The following is a 17,409-nucleotide window of genomic DNA, read 5'->3' on the forward strand; positions in this document are numbered from 1 at the left end:
GATGACATGAAGACCCCGGCCGACATCATCACCCGCCTGCAATTGATGTCGCAGGACGGCACCAAGTCGGATCGCCGGCTAGCCGGGCTGGTGCTTTCCGACCTCGATTTCGCCTCCAAGGCCGCGATCTCGGAGATCGCCGCGCGCGTCGGGGTCAGCGAGCCGACCGTCACCCGCTTCTGCCGCAATCTCGGCTGCGAGGGCCTGCGCGATTTCAAGTTCTACCTGGCGCAGGCGATCGCCATCGGCGGCCAGTATCTGTCGCCGGAGCCGCTCAGCCGCGACGCGCGTGAGCAGCGCATCGCCTCGGCGATAACCGAAGCGGCGATCGCCGCCATCCAGCGCGCCAGCGAAAACCTCGACATGACGACGCTGATGGATGTCGCCGCCCGCATCGCCGCTTCCGGCAACGTGCTGTGCATCGGCTCGGGCGGCATTTCCTCGATGATGGCGACCGAGATGCAGAACCGGCTGTTCCGGCTCGGCCTGTCGGCGCTCGCCCAGATCGACGGCCAGCTGCAGCGCATGTATGCCGCGGTGGCGACGCCCGAGACGACGCTGGTCGCCTTCTCGGTGTCGGGCTATGCGCGCTCGGTGATCGAGGCGGTCGAGGTGGCGCAGCAATATGGCGCCGCCACCGTCGCCATCACAGCGCCGGATTCGGCTCTGGCCAAGGTCGCCGACACGGTGATCCTTTTGCAGTCGGTCGAGGACGGCAACATCTACAAGCCGACCTCGTCGCGCTACGCGCTTTTGGCCATCCTCGACATGATCGCCACCACGGTGGCGGAATCACGCGGCCCGAAAGTGCTGGAGAATTTGCGCCGCATCAAGCAGAGCGTGAACACGCTGAAGGTGGACGATCCGAGGCTGCCGCTGGGCGATTGAGCGGTTGCAGTGGCTTGCGCCGTCAGCGCTGGCGATCCCTCGCGCCCTCCTCTGGCGGCTACGCGATGCACATCTTCTGTGACTGGCGTGACTGATCAGACCTGAGGCTTGATTGCCACGTGGTTCCCCCAATCCGTCGCTGCTTCGCAGCGCCACCTTTCCCCCCTCCGGAGGGAAAGGAAGGGAGCGTTGCTGGACGAGCATTGACGGCAAAAAGCTTGGCGCCTTTCCTCTACCCCGTCGATCGGGGGAGAGGTGGCTCGGCGAAGCCGAGACGGAGTGGGAGTCGACCAGCGCTACGTTAGCCAATGCATGCGCCAAGCTGGCATACACGCTATCGCCAAAGGCCAGCCGCCTGGAAATGTGTGCATGCTGTAGCCTCTGTCCGGCAGGACAGAGGGGGCGCCGTCCCGCCTGCATCTCAAATTTAGATTATCCGATCAGAGCCTCGACGCTTTTCGCCAGCTCGGCCCCATCACCCACTATCCGCAGCGTCTTCAGCCGCGAGGTGCCGCCGGCGACCACCGAGACGCCCGATGCCGGAACACCCAGCGCCTTGGCCATCATCCGTTCCAGCGCTTGATTGGCGGCGCCGTTCTCCGGCACGGCGCGCACGCGGGCTTTAAGGTGACTGCGGCCATCGACGGTGGTCTCGACGCCGTCGATCCGGTCGAGCGCCGCCTTCGGCGTCAGCCGCACGTAAAGGTCGATGCCGTTCTCGCGCAGCCGGAACGACGGGCTCATCAGCCGCCGGTCACGACCCAGGACCAGACGGTGGTAACGAGAAACTGCCGGATGAAGAAAAGGATCAGAAGCAGGATGATCGGCGAAATGTCGATGCCGCCAAGATCGGGCATGAAGCGGCGGATCGGGCGCAAGGCCGGATCGGTCAGCCGGTAGAGCATGTTGCCGACGGAACCGACGAACTGGTTGCGCGAATTGACGACGTTGAAGGCGTAGAGCCACGAAAAGATCGCCGAGGCGATGATGATCCACCAGTAGATATCAAGCGCCATGACGATTGTCTGAATAAGGGCGATCATGCCGGTCTCCAAATTGTCGCCGACATGTAGCCATTGCTTGGCCTGCGAGCAAGGCCCGCGGGGCTTGCCGAGCGGGCAAAGGCCCGCCGGCCTCGGCGCATGGCGTCAGGCCATCGTTTCGCCTTGACATCAAACGGCCGCGACCGATACAAGCCCATCCGCTGGAACGGGGCTGTAGCTCAGCTGGGAGAGCGCATCGTTCGCAATGATGAGGTCAGGGGTTCGATCCCCCTCAGCTCCACCAGCCAGCACAAGCAAGTGCTTCTCATCGCTTCCGCCTTCCTCGCTCAGCATTTTGTGACCGCCGGATTTCGGGCGCGTGCCTGGAACCAATGGTGGGGCAAGACGGTTCAGCTATACTTTTGAAGCTGATATGCCCCCGCCGGCTGGGTAAGCGGCGATGCTCGAGGAGTTTCCACCATGCAGATTTCGTCCAGGTTCCGTTCCGTCGCGGTCGCGGCAATCGCCGCCGCGGGCGTGAGCATAACCAGCGCCGCGCATGCCGACAGCGGCACGATCCGCTTTTCCGTCTACAAGGCCGCCTTCTTCATCGGCGGCTCCGGCGGCGAAGGCACGCTGACCTTCCATGGCAAGCGCTATCCGATCTCGATCGGCGGCGTCTCGGGCGGCCTCGCCTTCGGCGCGTCCAAGACCTATTTCCAGGGCAGGGTGCGCCACATCCGACGCGCCAGCGATGTGACGGGCGTCTACGGCGCAGCCGGCGGCGGCGGCGCGCTCGGCAGAGGCGCCCAGGTGATCGTCATGACCAATGACAAGGGCGCCCAGCTCGAGCTCACCGGCCGGCAGGTCGGCCTGCAGGTCAACGCCGATCTCAGCGGCATCAGCATCGCGCTGAAGAGGTAGGGGGCAGGAGCTCCGTCCGTTAATCATGGATGGGTCGGATCCGCCGAACGCAGAGGTCCGGCCCCATTCCACACGTATGTCATCGGCCAAAATCATTCGCATACGCATGTTTCCAAACCCGTGAGTTTGGAAACGATCGGCCATTTCGCGCGCCATTGCCGCGAAACGGACCGGGCGCATTCATCCCGCATCCGACGGCGCGACGCCGTCTCAACGGAACAGGGGAATGCGAAATGTCCATGCTTGGAAATCTCGGCCGCTCCATCATGCGCCAGCATAACGACACCAAAACCAGAAGCCTCATGAACAGCCTGTCGCCCGAGTTGCAGAAGGACATCGGCTGGGAGGCCGCGCAGGGCACGCGCGAAAAGGCGCGGCTCGCGCGGATCGTGTTCGCCGGCACGCGCTGAGCAGCCCTGGCCCTTCGTTTCGAACGCGACGGGGGCTTTTTCCGATCCCGGCCCGCCACGCCCTACGACAGCGACATGTCAGCCATTCCAATGGAGGTAATGCCAATGTCAGTGCTTGGAACCCTGCTTCATTTCACCCGCGCGGTTGTCCGCGCGCATAACAACGCCAAGGTCCGAAACCTTATGGATGCGCCTCGGGCGCAGGCTGAAGCCGGCGCGGAAAGGCCCGTCACGGACATCGAAAGGCGTTCCTCGCGGCGCGACAGACGATCGAAATAACGGTCGTCGTTTCAGCGCCGGGCAGGCCTTCTAAAGGACGCGGCTTCGATGCGCAGGCAGATCGAGCATCTCGGCCTGGCGGAAGGAGCTGTCAGCAAGCGGGACAGCAATGCCCGCGTCCGATGTCCGAGAATATCCGCTCGCAACGGTGTATCGCTTAGCCCCGCCTATCGTGATGCTGCCGGCGCTTGTAATGGCGTTGGCGCGCATAGGCCACGCAGGCGTCCACCGTGCTGACACAGAGTGCATCGCGGCTGTTCGGCAAGTTGTTGTCGCCGGCATAGGCGACCTCGGCGACGTGGCCGTCGAGCATGCGTATCTGCGTGTTGCAATAGCCGCCGGGAGCAACATTGACCGATCCGCCGACAGCAGGAATCGGGCCTGCGGTCAAGGTCGGCACCGCAATGCTGAGATTGCCGCGTTGCACGGTGCGCTGGTAGGTCCAGATCTGACCGGATGAACCCACATCCGCCGTAGCGCTCGGAAAGCCTGCGCACATGCGAATGTCGGCCTCGCTCAATCCGACCAATTCCTTGCGGGCGGCAGAGGTCGTGACGTCCTCTTTCGCGAGCCGCGACGTATCGTCAGGGATGACACAGGATGACAGGATGGGGATGCCTGCCGCAAGAAGGGCAAGTTTTCGAATGCGCGAAGATGTCATGCCGTCGGTCGGAGTTGCGTGTTGCCCGGCCTGCCCAGTTGGCTACCTAGGCAATCAAGCGGCGGGGTCAACCCGCAAAGCCGCTCACGAAAATGTTGTGATGAGGCGCTCACACCACCCGCAGATAGCTCGTCATGCCTGTCTTCTGGTGCTCGATGATGTGGCAATGCAGCAGCCAGTCGCCGGGATTGTCGGCGACGAAGCCGAGCTGGACCTTCTCGTCGGGCTGGATCAGATAGGTGTCGGAGACCAGCGGCTGGACGGCCCTGGTCGATGACGACAGCACCTTGAAGCTCATGCCGTGCAAATGGATCGGGTGCGCGTGCGGGGTGAGGTTCTCCATGTCGATGACATAGCTCTGGCCGAGCTTCAGTTCGGCGAGCGGCGCGGTGGGGTCCGGCGTGTCGCCCGGCCACGGCACCTTGTTGATCGCCCAGAAACTGTAGCCGAGCGAGCCGCAAATGCTGTCGGCCGCAACGTTCTCGGCCGTCGCGCTGAGCGCCAGCGGAATGCGCTTGGCGCCGGCAAGGTCTACCTCCGCCACCGGATTGGCGTCGAGCGGGCCGAGATCGCGCAGATCGTGCCTGAGCGATTTGCCGACCGAACGCAGCGTCGCCAGGATTTTCGGCTTGGTGCCCCGGACGTCGCGCAGGCTGACGATCGCGCCCTCCTCGTCGGGCATGCGGATGGCAAGCTCGAGCCGCTGGCCGGGTCCCAGTTGCAGGGCATCCGGCGCAAACCGTTGCGGCACCGGGTTGCCGTCGAGCGCTATGACCGTCGCCTCGGCGCCGTCGACGCGGAAGGCATAGATGCGGGTGACGTCGGTGATGGCCGCCCTAAGCCGCACCAGCCCGCCGGCCGGCGCATCGAATTGCGGCTGGTCGAGCCAGTTGGCGGTGCGCACCGTGCCGAAGGTGCCGGCCTTGGCCGCGTCGCGCGGCCTGAACGGCGCGATGAACTGGCCGTCGTCGCCAAGCCGCCAATCGCGCAGGTTGACGACCATCTCGACATCGAAGACCGGGTCGTTCGGGTTCTCGACCACGATCACGCCGGTCAGGCCGTGACCCATCTGGATCAGCGTGTTGCAATGCGGGTGGTACCAGAACGTGCCGGCGTCGGGCGGCGAAAACGCGTAGTCGAAACGGTCGCCCTGATAGACATAGGGCTGCACCAGGAACGGCACGCCATCCATCTTGTTGGGAACGCGGATGCCATGCCAGTGGATGGTCGTCGGATCGTCGATGCCGTTGATCAGCCGTGCGGCGAACGGCTCGCCCTTCCTCATCCTGACCGCCGGCGGCATGCCGGCTTCGCCGTAGGTCAGCACATTCTTCGTCGGCGCGCCGTCCATCAGTTGAGCCTCGATGCTCGCGGTCTTCAGGACCAGCGGCTCGGGCTTCGGCGCCGCCCAGCCGGCAAACTTGCCGGCGGCCGAGAGGCCGATACCGGCCGCGCCGGCGGCCGCGGCGCCCTGCAGGAGTTTGCGGCGTGTGAGGACCGACATTGGAATCCCGAAACAGATGAGTGGCGGTCTCAGGCCTTATCATCATTCGGGCACATCCCGAAACGGACAGATCGCCGCCCGCAAGCAAGATCGGTCCCAGGCCGGAATGCGGCCAGCTGCATGGCTCCGATCAATCTCCGACGGCGGCGAGATGCCCGCCGCCGAAATCCTTGAGCACAAGTTTCGGCACGGTTTCGCCAATCCGCCGGGTCGCGCTTGGAATTTCGCGGTCGAGACGGGAAAAGCGTGTCCGGCGTCGTGACGGATCGGGAACCGGCACCGCCTCGATAAGCCGCCGCGTGTAGGGATGGCGCGGGTTGGAAAAGACCTGGTCGCGACTGCCGATCTCGACGATCTGGCCGAGATACATGACGGCGACGCGGTCCGAGATGTTCTCGACCACCGCCATGTCATGCGAGATGAAGAGATAGGCGACGCCGAATTCGCGTTGCAGCTCCTTCAAAAGATCGAGCACGCGCGCCTGCACCGAGACATCGAGAGCCGACACGCTCTCGTCGGCGATGATCAGCTTCGGCCTTAGCGCCAGCGCCCGGGCGATGCAGATGCGCTGGCGCTGGCCCCCAGAGAATTCATGCGGATAGAGCTCCATCTGTGCTGCCGATAGGCCGACCCGCTCGAACAGGGCAGCCACTTGGCTCTGGCGTTCCTGCCGTGAGCCGATGCCGTGGATCAGAAGCGGCTCGGCCACCAGATCGCCGACGCGCATGCGCGGATCGAGCGAAGCGTAAGGATCCTGGAACACCATCTGCACGTCGCGGCGCACCGCCTTGCGCGCGTCGCCGCCAAGCCCGGAGAGCTCGCGGCCGCCGATCGTCACGCCGCCCGTATAGGGCACGAGGCCGGCCAGCGCCTTGGCGGTGGTGGACTTGCCGCAGCCGGATTCGCCGACCAGCGCCAGCGTCTCGTTGGGCGCGATCGAGAAGCTGACGCCCTCGACGGCGTGGACCCGCCGGTTGACGCGACCGAAGAAGCCGCCGCGCAGGTCGAAGCGGACATGGAGGTCGTTCACCACCGCCACCTTGTCCTGACCGGTTGCGCCGGCTGCCCCTCCCGTGACGCGCCGACCGGCGCCCGAGCCGATGCGCGGAACGGCGGCCAGCAATTCTTGCGTATAGGCGGCCCGCGGCCTGGCGAAAATGTCGGCGGTGGCGCCTTCCTCGACCATGCGGCCGTTGCGCATGACGATGACGCGGTCGGCCATTTCGGCGACGACGCCCATGTCGTGGGTGATGAGGATGACGCTGGTGCCGTGCTGGCGCTGCAGGTCGCGCAACAGCTCCAGCATCTCGCCCTGGACCGTGACGTCGAGCGCCGTCGTCGGCTCGTCGGCGATCAGCACGTCAGGTTCCAGCGCCAGCGCCATGGCGATCATCACCCGCTGGCGCATGCCGCCCGACAATTCGTGCGGAAACTGCTTCAGCCGGCTTTCGGCTTCGGAAATTCGAACCGCCTTCAGCGCCTCGACCGCGCGCCGTTGCGCCTCGGCGTGGGAAAGGCCGGTATGCGCCTCGATCGATTCGGTGAGCTGCCGGCCGATCGACAGCACCGGATTGAGCGACGTCATCGGCTCCTGGAAAATCATGGCGATGCGATCGCCGCGAATGCCGCGCATGCGGCGCTCGTCGAGCGCCGTCAGTTCGATGGCGCTGCCATCCTTGTCGAAGAGCTGGATCGTCCCGGAAGCGATGCGGCCGGCCGGCTGCGGCAGGAGTTGCATGATCGCCAGCGCCGTCATCGACTTGCCGGAACCGGACTCGCCGGCGATGCACAGCGTTTCGCCGCGTCTTAGCGACAGCGACAGGCCGGACACCACTTCGCGCTCGCCGTCCTCGCCGCGCACACCAACGCAGAGGCCGGTGATTTCGAGCACCGGCCCCGCGGCCGCCTTTGCGACGGCGTCAGCGTGTTCGTCGACCACGGCTGCGCTCATTCGAAGACGCAGCGCGGGAAGTAGAACGACACCACCCAGTTCGGCATGTCGACGATCTCGCTGATCCTGAGATCGCCGCAGACCGAGACCAGCATGTAGGCATCGACCGGGTCGAGCTTGTAACGGGCGGACAGCAGGTCGACCATCTGGCTGACGGCCTCCCTGGCCCCGGCCATCAGGTCCGGTCCGATGCCCGTCGTCACCTCGTAGCCCTTGGCGTCGAGATGCCGCGTCACCGGGCCGGGCGTGGTGAAACGCGGCGTCTTCAGCCGCGCGTCCTTCACAAGGTCGAGCTTCAGCACGACGTCCATCGGGCTCTCGATCGCCGTGCCGCATACCTCGCCGTCGCCTTGCGCGGCATGGGTGTCGCCGACCGAGAACAGCGCGCCCGGCACTTCCACCGGCAGATAGAGAATGGTGCCCGCGGCAAGGTCGCGGATGTCGAGATTGCCGCCGACACGCCGTGGCGGCACCACCGAATGCAGGCCCATCTCGGCCAACGCGTTGCCGATGGTGCCGGCGAACGGTTTCAGCGGCACGCGGGCGTTCTTTCCGAACAACGCCGGCTCGAGCGAGCCGGCGTCGTATTTCCAGATGTTGAGCGCCGGTTCCTTGAAGTCGTCGGCGAGCAGGCCGAAGCCCGGGATGTTCGCCGTCCAGCCGAAGCCGGACGGTTTGAACATCTCGATCGTCACCTTCAGCGCATCGCCGGGCTCGGCACCCTCGACGAAGATCGGCCCGGTCACCGGGTTGACCTTGGAGAAGTCGAGCCGGGCCACGTCGGCGACCGTGCTGTCGGCCTGGAGCTGGCCACCCGCCGCATCTAGGCACTGGAACTCGATCGTTGAACCGGGCGCCACCCGTTCGGCCGGGGCGAAGGAATTGTCCCAGCCGAAATGGTGATGGCGCCCGTGGATGGTGTAGTCGCAGTTACTGCACATCTTTCACATACACATTGTCGTAGTTGATCGGGATATGGACCGGGTCGACATAGAGATTGTCAGCGCCGCCCATGCGGGCTGATTTCAGCGTGAAGCGCTGCTCGTTGAAGACCGGCGCCCAGGGCGCGTCCTCCATGATCTTGTCATAGATCGCGCTCCACATCTTCTCGCGTTCCTCGGACTTGGCCGGGTCGACGACGGAATCGGCCTCGGCCGCCTTGGCGTCGAGATCCTTGTTGCAATACCACGACCAGTTCCAGCCGCCGGGCACCGCACCGGCGCAACCGAGGATCGGGCCGTAGAAATTGGAGGGATCCGGGAAGTCGGCGATCCAGGCCATGCCGCCCGACCAGATCATCGGCGCGCCGGCCTTGTCGCCGCCGGCGGCGATCACATTGGCCTGGGCCAGCGACTGGATGCTGGCCTTGATACCGATGGCCGCCAGATCCTGCTGAATCGCCTGGGCGATGCGCGGATTGGGATCGGTGTTCATGGCGAAGAGCTGCGTCTCGAAGCCGTCGGGATGGCCGGCCTCGGCGAGCAGGGCCTTGGCCTTGGCGACGTCATAGGCATAACCCTTGAACGCCTTGTCGTAGCCGGGCATCGAGGGCGGCAGCGGCTGGTTGGCCGGCACCGCGCGATTGTTGATCATCTGGACGATGCGGCCCTTGTTGATCGCCATGTTGACAGCCTGGCGCACCTTGACATTGTCGAAGGGCGCCATGGTGGTGTTCATGGTGACGTAGCCGGTGTGCAGCTGTCCGCCCACCACGACGCGGGCCTTCTGCTCAGGATCGTTCATCACCTCCTGGAACTTGGCCGGCGGAATGCCGTCGCCGGGGACGTCGATCTCGCCCTTCTGCAGGCGCAGCAGCGCCACGATCGGCTCCTGGCCGATCTCGAAGGTGATCTTGTCGAGATGCGGCAGGCCCTTGTGCCAGTAATCGGGATTGCGCTCGAAGACGATGCGCTGGCCGAGCGTCCATTCGGCGAGCTTGAAGGCGCCGGTCCCGACCGGATGCTTGCCGAAGTCGGCGCCGTATTTCTCGACCTCCTCCTTCGGCACGACATGCGAGAAGTTGATCGCCATGACATGCAGGAAGGTGGCGTCCGGTCGGGTCAGCTCGAACTTGATCGTGTAGGGGTCGACCACGGTGACGCCGGAGAGGCTGTCGGCCTTGCCGGCGGCGACATCGTCGTAACCCTTGATCGAGCCGAAGAAGCCAGCGCCAGGGCTTTGCGTCTTCGGGTTGGTGACGCGGTCGAGCGAATATTTGACGTCGTCGGCGGTCATCTCGCGGCCGTTATGGAACTTCACGCCATGGCGCAGCTTGAAGGTGAAGGTCTTGCCGTCCGGCAAGATCTCGTAGCTCTCGGCGAGGTCGGGCTTGAGCTTTGTGGTGCCGGGCTCATAGTCCATCAGCCCGTCGAACAGGCTCTTGATCATCGACCAGTTTTGCCAGTCATAGCCGATCGCCGGGTCGAGGGTCGCGACATCGTCCTTGTAGGTGATGGTGATGGCGCCGCCCTGCTTGATGTTCGGGTCGACCGCGTCTTCGGCGCGCGCGTTTGCCATGCCGAGCATCAGCGCCAGCGCCGATGCCGCGACGGTGGATGCGAGAAACTTTTTCATTTTTATGTTCCCTTTCTTCTGTTCGGTTTTCATTTTCATCTGAGTTTAATCCGGGGGTCGATGAAGGGGGCGATGATGTCGGCCAAAAGGTTGCCGAGCACGATGGCGAAGGCCGAGACCAGGGTGACGCCCATGATGATCGGGATGTCGACGCGCTGGATCGCCTGCCAGGCGAGCTGGCCGATGCCCGGCCAGCCGAACACGCTTTCGACCACCACGATGCCGCCCATGAAGACGCCGACGTCGATGCCGATCATGGCGACGACCGGCAGGATGGCGTTGGGCAGCGCGTGACGGAACAGGATGGCGCCGCGCGCCAGGCCCTTGGCGCGGGCGGTTCGCATATAGTCCTGGCGCAGCACGTCGATCATCGACGAGCGCATCATGCGCGCATACCAGCCGGCGCCGAGTATGCCCATAGTCAGCGACGGCAGCACGAGGTGGCGCCAACCGCCGTAGCCGCCGATCGGGAACCAGCCGAGCCTGACGGCGAAGACGTAGAGCAGCAGCAGGCCGACGACGAATTGCGGCGCCGAGACGCCGACGAAGGAGGCGACCATCAGGGTCTGGTCGGTGGCGGTGCCGCGCCTGACGGCGGCGATCAGCCCCATGGTGAGGCCGATCGCCAGCTCGCACAGGATGGCGCCGACCATCAGCAGCAGGCTGGCCGGCAGCCGCGAGACGATGAGTTCGGTGACTTCCGAGCGCTGGATGTAGGAGCGGCCGAGATCGCCACTGACGAGCCTCGTGAGATAGTGCCAGTACTGGACGATGAAGGGCTGGTCGAGGCCGAGCTGCCGGCGGATGTTCTCCACCGTTTCGGGGGTGGCGCTGCGCCCGGCGATCTGGCGCACCGGATCGGCCGGCAAAAGATAGAGCAGCGCGAAGGTGATCAGCGAGACGCCGAGCAGGATGAGCAGCGACTGGATGAGCCGGCGGCCGAGATAGGCAATCATGATCGGCCCCCCATTATTCCCGCCCTCTTTGCGTCGGGTCGAGGATGTCGCGCAGCGCGTCGCCGATCAGGTTGAAGGCCAGCGCCAGCGCCAGGATCGCCGCGCCGGGGAAGAACACCAGCCAGGGCGCCGCCTGGAAATAGGTCTGGTTCTCGAAGATGATGTTGCCCCACGACGCCGTCGGCGGCTGCACGCCGATGCCGAGATAGCTGAGCGTGGCTTCGAGCAGCACCGTGGTCGAGATGCCGAGCGTGCCCCAGACGATGATGGTCGGCAGGAGATGCGGCAGGATGTGGCGGATGAGAATACGCGGCGCGCTCGCCCCTATCGTGCGCTCGGCATCGATGAACTCGCGCTCGGAGAGCGACGAGGTTTCGGTGTAGATGACGCGCGCGGTCTGCACCCAGTTGACCAGCGCGATCACCATGGCGACGATCCACAGGCTCGGCTCGAACACCGCCGCCAGGCAGATGGCTAAAAGCAGCGCGGGAAAGGCCATCATCAGGTCGGTGAAGCGCATCAGCGCGCTGCCGATCCAGCCCCGGAAATAGCCCGCCGTGACGCCGACCAGCGTGCCGATCAGAAGCGCCACGCCGTTGGCGACGATGCCGATGATCAGCGAGGTGCGCGCGCCGAACAGGATGCGGGTCAACAGGTCGCGGCCGAGCAGGTCGGTGCCCAGCCAGAACTTGGCGTTCGGCGGCAGCGGCGAGCCTTCGAGCGTCAGGCCGTCGAACATCTGCTCGTTGGGATCGTAACCGGTCAGCCATGGGGCGAGGATGGCGCCGGCGAGCACGATGGCGATAATGAACAGCCCGACCAGCGCCAGCGGCCGCCTGACCAGCCGGCGCCAGACGCCAGCGCGCGGCTTTGCCGGCATCCGGCCCGTCGAAAGGTCAGGCGCGATGGGATTGGTCATCGCCGCCCTCCGCTTCGGTCATCGCCACGATGCGCCGGGCCGCTTCCTCGACGCTGATCTGCCAGTTCATCGCCAGCGATCTGAGCTGCGCGTAGGCGCGGTCGTCGTCGCTGCCTTTCGACAAAGCCGCGACCGCGCGCACGATGGTCTGGCGCTCGCCGACCCGCTGGCGCAGCGACGCGATCTCGCCGGCAAGCTGCCTGCGCGCCTCGAAACTCTGCCGGGCGATCAGCAGCGCGCTGTAGACGCCGGCGGTCCCGACCGGTTTCAGCAATTGCGCATCGGCCTTGTGCGACAGCGCCCATTCGATACGGCCCGGCGCCTCCGAGCCGATCAGCGCCACCAGCGGCATCGGCGCCTCGCCGGGCTTCCACGGGAACTGCTCGTCGAAGCCGAGGTCGGCGTCGAAGAACACGAAATCCGCTGCCAGCGCCTCCGCCGGCAGATGCGGCCAGCACTCGACCGCCGCGAGGCCGATCGCCGACAACTGCCTGGTGATCGCCTGCACCGTGGTGTGCGGACGATGCAGCACGAACGCCTTGGCGCCGCCGAGATTGGGGATGCGCGCGGCGCGGCTCACGACACCACCCTGAGCCGCGGACGGCCGAAGACCTTGGCCGGATCGTAGCGCGAAAGATAGGGATCGGGCGCCACCTCTTCCTCGCGGCTCACCACCTCGAAGAAGCCGTCGGCAATACGCCCGATGATCACCGGCAGGGTCGCATGCTGGGTGTGCGGATCGATGGCGATCGGCCCGAGGCGGGTCGCGAAGCGGCGCTCGGCGAAGGCTTTCGAGAAATCCGCCGGGCCGGCGTCCGGGTTGCCGGCAAGCACGTCCGCCATCACCTGCACCGAGGCATAGGCGGAGGCTTCGAAGGACGAGGCGAAGGCGGCCGGGCGCGGCGCGAAATAAGGCCCGGCCGACAGATGGCCCTTGCCCGTTTCGCCGATTGCCGGCAGCTCGCCCTCGGTGAGATTGCACGAAATCACCGGGCAGGCGCCAGGCTTGAAGGCCGCATCCTCTCGTCCCAGGTCGCGATAGGCAGCGAGGAAAGCATAGGACGAGGTGCCGATCAGGTTGTTGAGGATGAAATTCGGCCGCGTGACGCGGATTTCGTCGATCAGGCGCGAAACGCCGGTCTCGCCGATGCGCAGATAGCGTTCGCCGAGCACCTTGCCGCCGGCGTCGGCGATCAGGTCGCGCGCGACGCGGTTCATCTCCCAGCCCCATATGTAGTTCGAGCCGAGCAGGAAGCCGTTGGCGCCGAAACGCGGCGCGACATGAGCCATCAGCGGCACCAGATGCTGGTTCGGGCAGGCATGCATGTAGACGACATGCTCGTTGGCCTCGAAGCCTTCATACGGGCAGGCATACCAGAGCATGCCGCCCGCCTTCTCCAGCACGGGAATGGTCTCCTTGCGGCTCCAGGAGGTGATGCAGCCGACGACATGGCGGGCGCTGCTGGTGCGGAAGATGTCTTCGCAGAGCGTCGCGTAGCGGTCGGCGTTGCTTTGCGGATCGCGCTCGACCGGGACGAGCTCGATGCTTTGCGCGCGATCGGCGTTGATGTCGGCGATCGCGCGCATCGCCCCCAGCCGGCAGGCGTCGGAGACAAGCTGATAGCTGCCTGACCGGGAATAGAGGATGCCGATCTCGATACGTCGTTTCAAGCAAGGCCCCAAAAATGAAAAAACCTCGCAGCCAGCGCCGGATGGGCGAGGCATACGAGGCATTCTTGCCGCCCGGCGACCAAAGCCGGTATTTTCGTCGAGCTACCCTATTCCCTACCGTCCATCAGTCAAGCCTGAAAGTTGAAGGCCATCTAGTCCCGCAGGCTGAAGACGAAGGGCGCGGTGCGGGTGACGCGCGCGCCGAGTTCGGCCGGCGGAGCCGGCACGGAGGCGCCCTGCAAGGCCCCGAGCGCCGCGCGGTCGAGATCGCCGTCGCCCGAGGACCGCGCCAGCCGGGCCGAGACCACCCTGCCGGAGGTGTCGACCGTGAAGGTCACGCTCGGCGTGCCCTCGGCCCGCCTGGAGCGCGCCGCGCTCGGATAGCGGGTGTGCCGCCTGATCCATGCCGCCAGGCTGGAATTCCAGCGCGACGGGCTGACGCTCGAGCGCGGCGGCGCATTCGAGGACAGTGGCGCGGCCGCCTTCGCCGCCGCCTTGGCCTCGATGCTGGCGGTGGTCGTCGCCCTGGGTGGAGGCGCCTTTTCCTTCCCGACCCGTTCTTTCGGTTTTCCGACCGGTTTCTTCTCGGCCTTCTTCCTGGGTTCTGCCGGCTTTTGCACCTTCACCTGCGCTTCCACCGGTTTCGGTTGCGGCAGCGGAATGACGACGTCCGGGGCGATCGCCTCGATAAGGTCCGGCACGGCCTCGTCCAGCGGCTTCTGCTCGCTCAGCGCGGCAATGGCCTGTTCCGCCGGCGCGGCCTGCTCGGCTTCTTGCGTGTCGTCGGCATCGGATGGCTGTTCTGTCACGGGCTCGGCCTGTTCCACCGCCGGCACCGGGTCGGTTGCCGGTCTTACGTCGACAGGCTTTTCCGTGTCCGCCGCATCGGGCGGCTCCGGTGTCACCATGTCCAGCATCGCCGCCTCTTCCGGCACGGCGGGCGCGATCACCAGCGGCGCCATCTCGACCGCCAGCGCCGGCGGCGGACCGCCATCCTGCATCTCGGCGAAACTCAGGTTCTGCACCGCATAGGCGACCGCCACATGCGCGGCCAGAATGATCGCGGCGGCGCTCGTCCACAGGCCGGCTTCACGCGCGCCGAAGCGCGGCTGGGAAATCCGGGAAAGGGCGGCGACCGTCATGGCGCCGCGCTTCCGCCCGGCGCCGGGACGAGGTTCGCGCCGGCCGCGGGCATTTCGGGCACGGCCCGCCCGCTGGCATCGCCAGCTGTTTCGAGGCCGACCAGCGCGACCTTGAGATAGCCGGCGCGGCGCAGCAGGTTCATGACTTCCATCAGGTCGCCATAGCCGACCGTCTTGTCGGCGCGCAGGAAGATGCGTGTCTGCTTGTCGCCCTTGGTGCGGTTGTCGAGCACGCCGGCAAAGGCTGGACGGGGCACGCCGTCATTGCCGATCGCCAGCGTGAGATCGGTTTTCAAAGTCAAGAACAGCGGTGTCTCGGGTCGCGGCGCCGGCGTTGCCGTCGATCCGGGCAGGTCGACATTGACGTCCACGGTCGCCAGCGGCGCCGCCACCATGAAGATGATCAACAGCACCAGGATGACGTCGATGAACGGCGTGACATTGATGTCGTGGCTTTCCTCGAGATCGTCGCCGGCAGTCTCGCGAATCCGCGCCGCCATCGCCGTTACTCCGCAGCCATGGCCGTTGCCGGCGGCACAGTGCGGAAATCGAGGTCGCGGCTGACCAGCCGCTCGACGCCGGCTGAGGCGTCGGCCAGGATCTGCCTGTAGCCGGCTATCGAGCGCGCGAAGACGTTGTAGATGACGACCGCCGGAATGGCCGCGACAAGGCCCATGGCGGTGGCAAGCAGCGCCTCGGCGATGCCGGGCGCCACGACCGCCAGATTGGTGGTCTGCGCCTGCGAGATGCCGATGAAGGCGTTCATGATGCCCCAGACGGTGCCGAACAGGCCCATGAAGGGCGCCGTCGAGCCGATGGTGGCGAGCAGGCCGGTGCCGCGCGACATGCGCCGGGCCGCCGCCGCCTCGATGCGTGAAAGCCGGGAGGCGACGCGCTCCTTCAGGCCGTCGCCGGAGGCATGGTCGAGTGCCCCGGCCGAAAGCGCTCTTTCTTCTTCCGCCGCCCGCACCAGAAGCGCGGCCGGCCCGCCGCTGTGGCCAAGCGCGCGGCCGGCCTGCATCAGCGTCGCGGCGTTGCCGATCGCATCGGCGGCGCGGCGCGCCCGCAGCTTGCCGCCTAAGACCTCCAGCGACTTGGCGAGCCAGATGGTCCAGGTGACGAGGGAAGCGAAGGCCAGCCCCACCATGACCACCTTCACGACGATGTCGGCATTCATGAACATGCCCCAGGGCGAAAGGTCATGTGGCAGCGCCAGCGAGATGGAGCGCTGTTCGCCCGTGGCGCTGTTCAGGGCCGGCTGGATGCCCGGTTCCACGGGCGTGGCGACGGGCGCCTGCGCCGCCGGCATTTGCGGGGCGGGAGCGACGGGTGCTTGCGCTGCCGGAGCCAGCCCGAGGGGCGCCTGCACGGTGGGCGCCGCCGGCTGTTCCTGCGCCTTGGCGAGGCCGGCCGAAAGAACGAGGGACGCGGCCAGCGCCGCGAAAAGACCGTTTCGGGACAAGGCTCGTCCTCGCTTCATCATTGCACATATCCGATCGGCTGGACGGGTGGACTTGCCCGAGCCGTTGTGGCCGACAAGGCCGTGGACGCGCGAACGGTGCAGATCGAGCAAGACCGGACCGAGCAGCGTGCGCCCGCCGACGGCAAAGCGCACGGCGTCGACATCAAAGGCTGTCCAGCTGCGGCCAACATCCGCCTCCAATGCAGCGGCCGCCATCCAAGGCAGGTGCCAGGCGGCCAATGCCGGTTGACTATGAAACATGACTTTGCAAGTCAACTATAAAGATGACTTCGGTTATCAACAATTGCAACGCGTTCCCCGATATCGGTTCGGCACGCTGCAAGGTCTGGACGGCATGGCAGTTGCTGGGCACGATGCGCGCACAACAACCAAGGCAGGCGGCCGATGATCAAGGCGATACCCTTCGACTTCCCCTATGACGGCAGGCTGGTGCCGCAGCACACGGCGCTGCTGGTGATCGACCTGCAGGAGGATTTCCTGTCGCCGAACGGCTACTTCGCCAGGAAGGGCTATGATCCATCGCCGCTGAGAGCCATCCTGCCGGCGGTCAACCGGCTGATCGAGGCCGCTCGAACCGCCGGCCTAACCATCATCCACACCAGGCAGGGCTATCGCGCCGACATGGCCGACATGACGCCTTACGAAAAATGGCGCCGCAAGCGGGCTGGCCTCGACGGCACCGATGTCCTGCTGCGCTCCGGCCCGGGCTTCCAGATCTCCGCCGACATCGACGTGGCGCCGCAGGACATCATCATCGACAAGACCTGCAACAGCGCCTTCACCTACACGGATCTGGAGCTTGTTTTGCGGGCGCGCGGCATCACGCATCTCCTCTTCACCGGCTGCACGACGGATGTCTGCGTGCACACCACATTGCGCGAGGCCTGCGACCGCAACTTCCAGTGCCTGACGATTGCGGACGCCTGCGCCAGCGGCGACCAGTATGCGCACGAAGCAGCGCTGCATATGGTGACGGTCGAGGACGGGGTCTTCGGCGCCCTGGCGGACTCGGAGGCCGTCATTGCCGCGTTGCGGCAGCTCGCGGGCGCAATGGGCTGAGGATT

The 17,409-nt window shown here is 65.9% G+C and carries 18 protein-coding genes and 1 tRNA gene; 5 read left to right on the top strand and 14 right to left on the bottom strand.

Features of this window, described 5'->3' with window-relative positions; all coding sequences use genetic code 11:
* The first annotated feature begins 6 nt into the window (after window positions 1-6).
* On the top strand, window positions 7-888 hold the full coding sequence (locus FJ430_RS05540) for a MurR/RpiR family transcriptional regulator (protein WP_140647036.1): 882 nt from the start codon (window positions 7-9) through the stop codon (window positions 886-888).
* A gap of 432 nt (window positions 889-1,320) precedes the next feature.
* Here the strand turns inward: FJ430_RS05540 and FJ430_RS05545 are convergent, their stop codons facing one another.
* Together FJ430_RS05545 and FJ430_RS05550 are read right to left on the bottom strand one after the other, a co-directional pair.
* Window positions 1,321-1,632, bottom strand: coding sequence for a DUF167 family protein (locus FJ430_RS05545; RefSeq protein ID WP_140647035.1), 312 nt, complete (start codon window positions 1,630-1,632; stop codon window positions 1,321-1,323).
* Window positions 1,632-1,931 (bottom strand): YggT family protein, encoded by a 300-nt coding sequence (locus tag FJ430_RS05550; RefSeq protein WP_127876481.1) that lies wholly within the window; start codon window positions 1,929-1,931, stop codon window positions 1,632-1,634. The genes FJ430_RS05545 and FJ430_RS05550 overlap by 1 nt, the downstream gene beginning before the upstream one ends.
* 168 nt (window positions 1,932-2,099) lie before the next feature.
* On the opposite strand from FJ430_RS05550, the gene FJ430_RS05555 reads away from it, so the two are divergent.
* The 3 genes from FJ430_RS05555 (at window position 2,100) to FJ430_RS05565 (ending at window position 3,205) form a co-directional block, all read left to right on the top strand.
* Window positions 2,100-2,175 (top strand) — tRNA-Ala (locus FJ430_RS05555).
* 176 nt (window positions 2,176-2,351) lie between these two features.
* The gene (locus FJ430_RS05560) at window positions 2,352-2,795 is read left to right on the top strand and encodes a hypothetical protein (protein ID WP_140710919.1); all 444 of its coding nucleotides are present in this window, start codon (window positions 2,352-2,354) and stop codon (window positions 2,793-2,795) included.
* A gap of 233 nt (window positions 2,796-3,028) precedes the next feature.
* A complete protein-coding gene (locus FJ430_RS05565; protein ID WP_181175593.1) occupies window positions 3,029-3,205 on the top strand; it encodes a hypothetical protein in 177 nt (58 codons plus the stop codon).
* Window positions 3,206-3,641: 436 nt separating this feature from the next.
* Here the strand turns inward: FJ430_RS05565 and FJ430_RS05570 are convergent, their stop codons facing one another.
* The 12 genes from FJ430_RS05570 to exbB form a co-directional block, all read right to left on the bottom strand.
* Window positions 3,642-4,145 carry a hypothetical protein gene (locus tag FJ430_RS05570; RefSeq protein WP_140710921.1) on the bottom strand — a complete coding sequence of 168 codons (504 nt, stop codon included), beginning with the start codon at window positions 4,143-4,145 and terminating at the stop codon, window positions 3,642-3,644.
* 109 nt (window positions 4,146-4,254) lie between these two features.
* Window positions 4,255-5,649: a multicopper oxidase family protein gene (locus FJ430_RS05575; protein ID WP_140710923.1), complete on the bottom strand. Its 1,395-nt coding sequence runs from the start codon at window positions 5,647-5,649 to the stop codon at window positions 4,255-4,257.
* Window positions 5,650-5,779: 130 nt separating this feature from the next.
* Window positions 5,780-7,600, bottom strand: coding sequence for an ABC transporter ATP-binding protein (locus FJ430_RS05580; protein WP_140710925.1), 1,821 nt, complete (start codon window positions 7,598-7,600; stop codon window positions 5,780-5,782).
* Window positions 7,597-8,541: an acetamidase/formamidase family protein gene (locus FJ430_RS05585; RefSeq protein ID WP_140710927.1), complete on the bottom strand. Its 945-nt coding sequence runs from the start codon at window positions 8,539-8,541 to the stop codon at window positions 7,597-7,599. Before FJ430_RS05585 ends, FJ430_RS05580 begins: the two co-directional genes overlap by 4 nt.
* Window positions 8,531-10,174, bottom strand: a complete 1,644-nt coding sequence (locus tag FJ430_RS05590) for an ABC transporter substrate-binding protein (protein WP_140647029.1) — start codon at window positions 10,172-10,174, stop codon at window positions 8,531-8,533. Before FJ430_RS05590 ends, FJ430_RS05585 begins: the two co-directional genes overlap by 11 nt.
* Before the next feature lie 35 nt (window positions 10,175-10,209).
* Complete coding sequence (locus tag FJ430_RS05595; RefSeq protein WP_140710929.1) at window positions 10,210-11,130, bottom strand: ABC transporter permease; 921 nt, start codon at window positions 11,128-11,130, stop codon at window positions 10,210-10,212.
* Window positions 11,131-11,143: 13 nt separating this feature from the next.
* On the bottom strand, window positions 11,144-12,049 hold the full coding sequence (locus FJ430_RS05600; protein ID WP_140659287.1) for an ABC transporter permease: 906 nt from the start codon (window positions 12,047-12,049) through the stop codon (window positions 11,144-11,146).
* A complete protein-coding gene (locus FJ430_RS05605; RefSeq protein WP_140659288.1) occupies window positions 12,027-12,629 on the bottom strand; it encodes an ANTAR domain-containing response regulator in 603 nt (200 codons plus the stop codon). Before FJ430_RS05605 ends, FJ430_RS05600 begins: the two co-directional genes overlap by 23 nt.
* Window positions 12,626-13,720, bottom strand: a complete 1,095-nt coding sequence (locus FJ430_RS05610; RefSeq protein ID WP_140710931.1) for a transporter substrate-binding protein — start codon at window positions 13,718-13,720, stop codon at window positions 12,626-12,628. The genes FJ430_RS05605 and FJ430_RS05610 overlap by 4 nt, the downstream gene beginning before the upstream one ends.
* Window positions 13,721-13,872: 152 nt before the next feature.
* Window positions 13,873-14,862, bottom strand: coding sequence for a TonB family protein (locus FJ430_RS05615; RefSeq protein ID WP_140710933.1), 990 nt, complete (start codon window positions 14,860-14,862; stop codon window positions 13,873-13,875).
* On the bottom strand, window positions 14,859-15,362 hold the full coding sequence (gene exbD / locus FJ430_RS05620) for a TonB system transport protein ExbD (protein WP_140710935.1): 504 nt from the start codon (window positions 15,360-15,362) through the stop codon (window positions 14,859-14,861). Before exbD ends, FJ430_RS05615 begins: the two co-directional genes overlap by 4 nt.
* 5 nt (window positions 15,363-15,367) lie before the next feature.
* Window positions 15,368-16,324 (bottom strand): tonB-system energizer ExbB, encoded by a 957-nt coding sequence (exbB, locus tag FJ430_RS05625; RefSeq protein ID WP_140710971.1) that lies wholly within the window; start codon window positions 16,322-16,324, stop codon window positions 15,368-15,370.
* A gap of 405 nt (window positions 16,325-16,729) precedes the next feature.
* Here exbB and FJ430_RS05630 point away from each other — a divergent pair, with 405 nt between their 5' ends.
* Window positions 16,730-17,404 carry a cysteine hydrolase family protein gene (locus FJ430_RS05630; protein ID WP_140710937.1) on the top strand — a complete coding sequence of 225 codons (675 nt, stop codon included), beginning with the start codon at window positions 16,730-16,732 and terminating at the stop codon, window positions 17,402-17,404.
* Window positions 17,405-17,409 lie beyond the last annotated feature (5 nt).

Source organism: Mesorhizobium sp. B2-8-5 (genome assembly GCF_006440675.2).
In the GTDB taxonomy this organism is placed as follows: domain Bacteria; phylum Pseudomonadota; class Alphaproteobacteria; order Rhizobiales; family Rhizobiaceae; genus Mesorhizobium.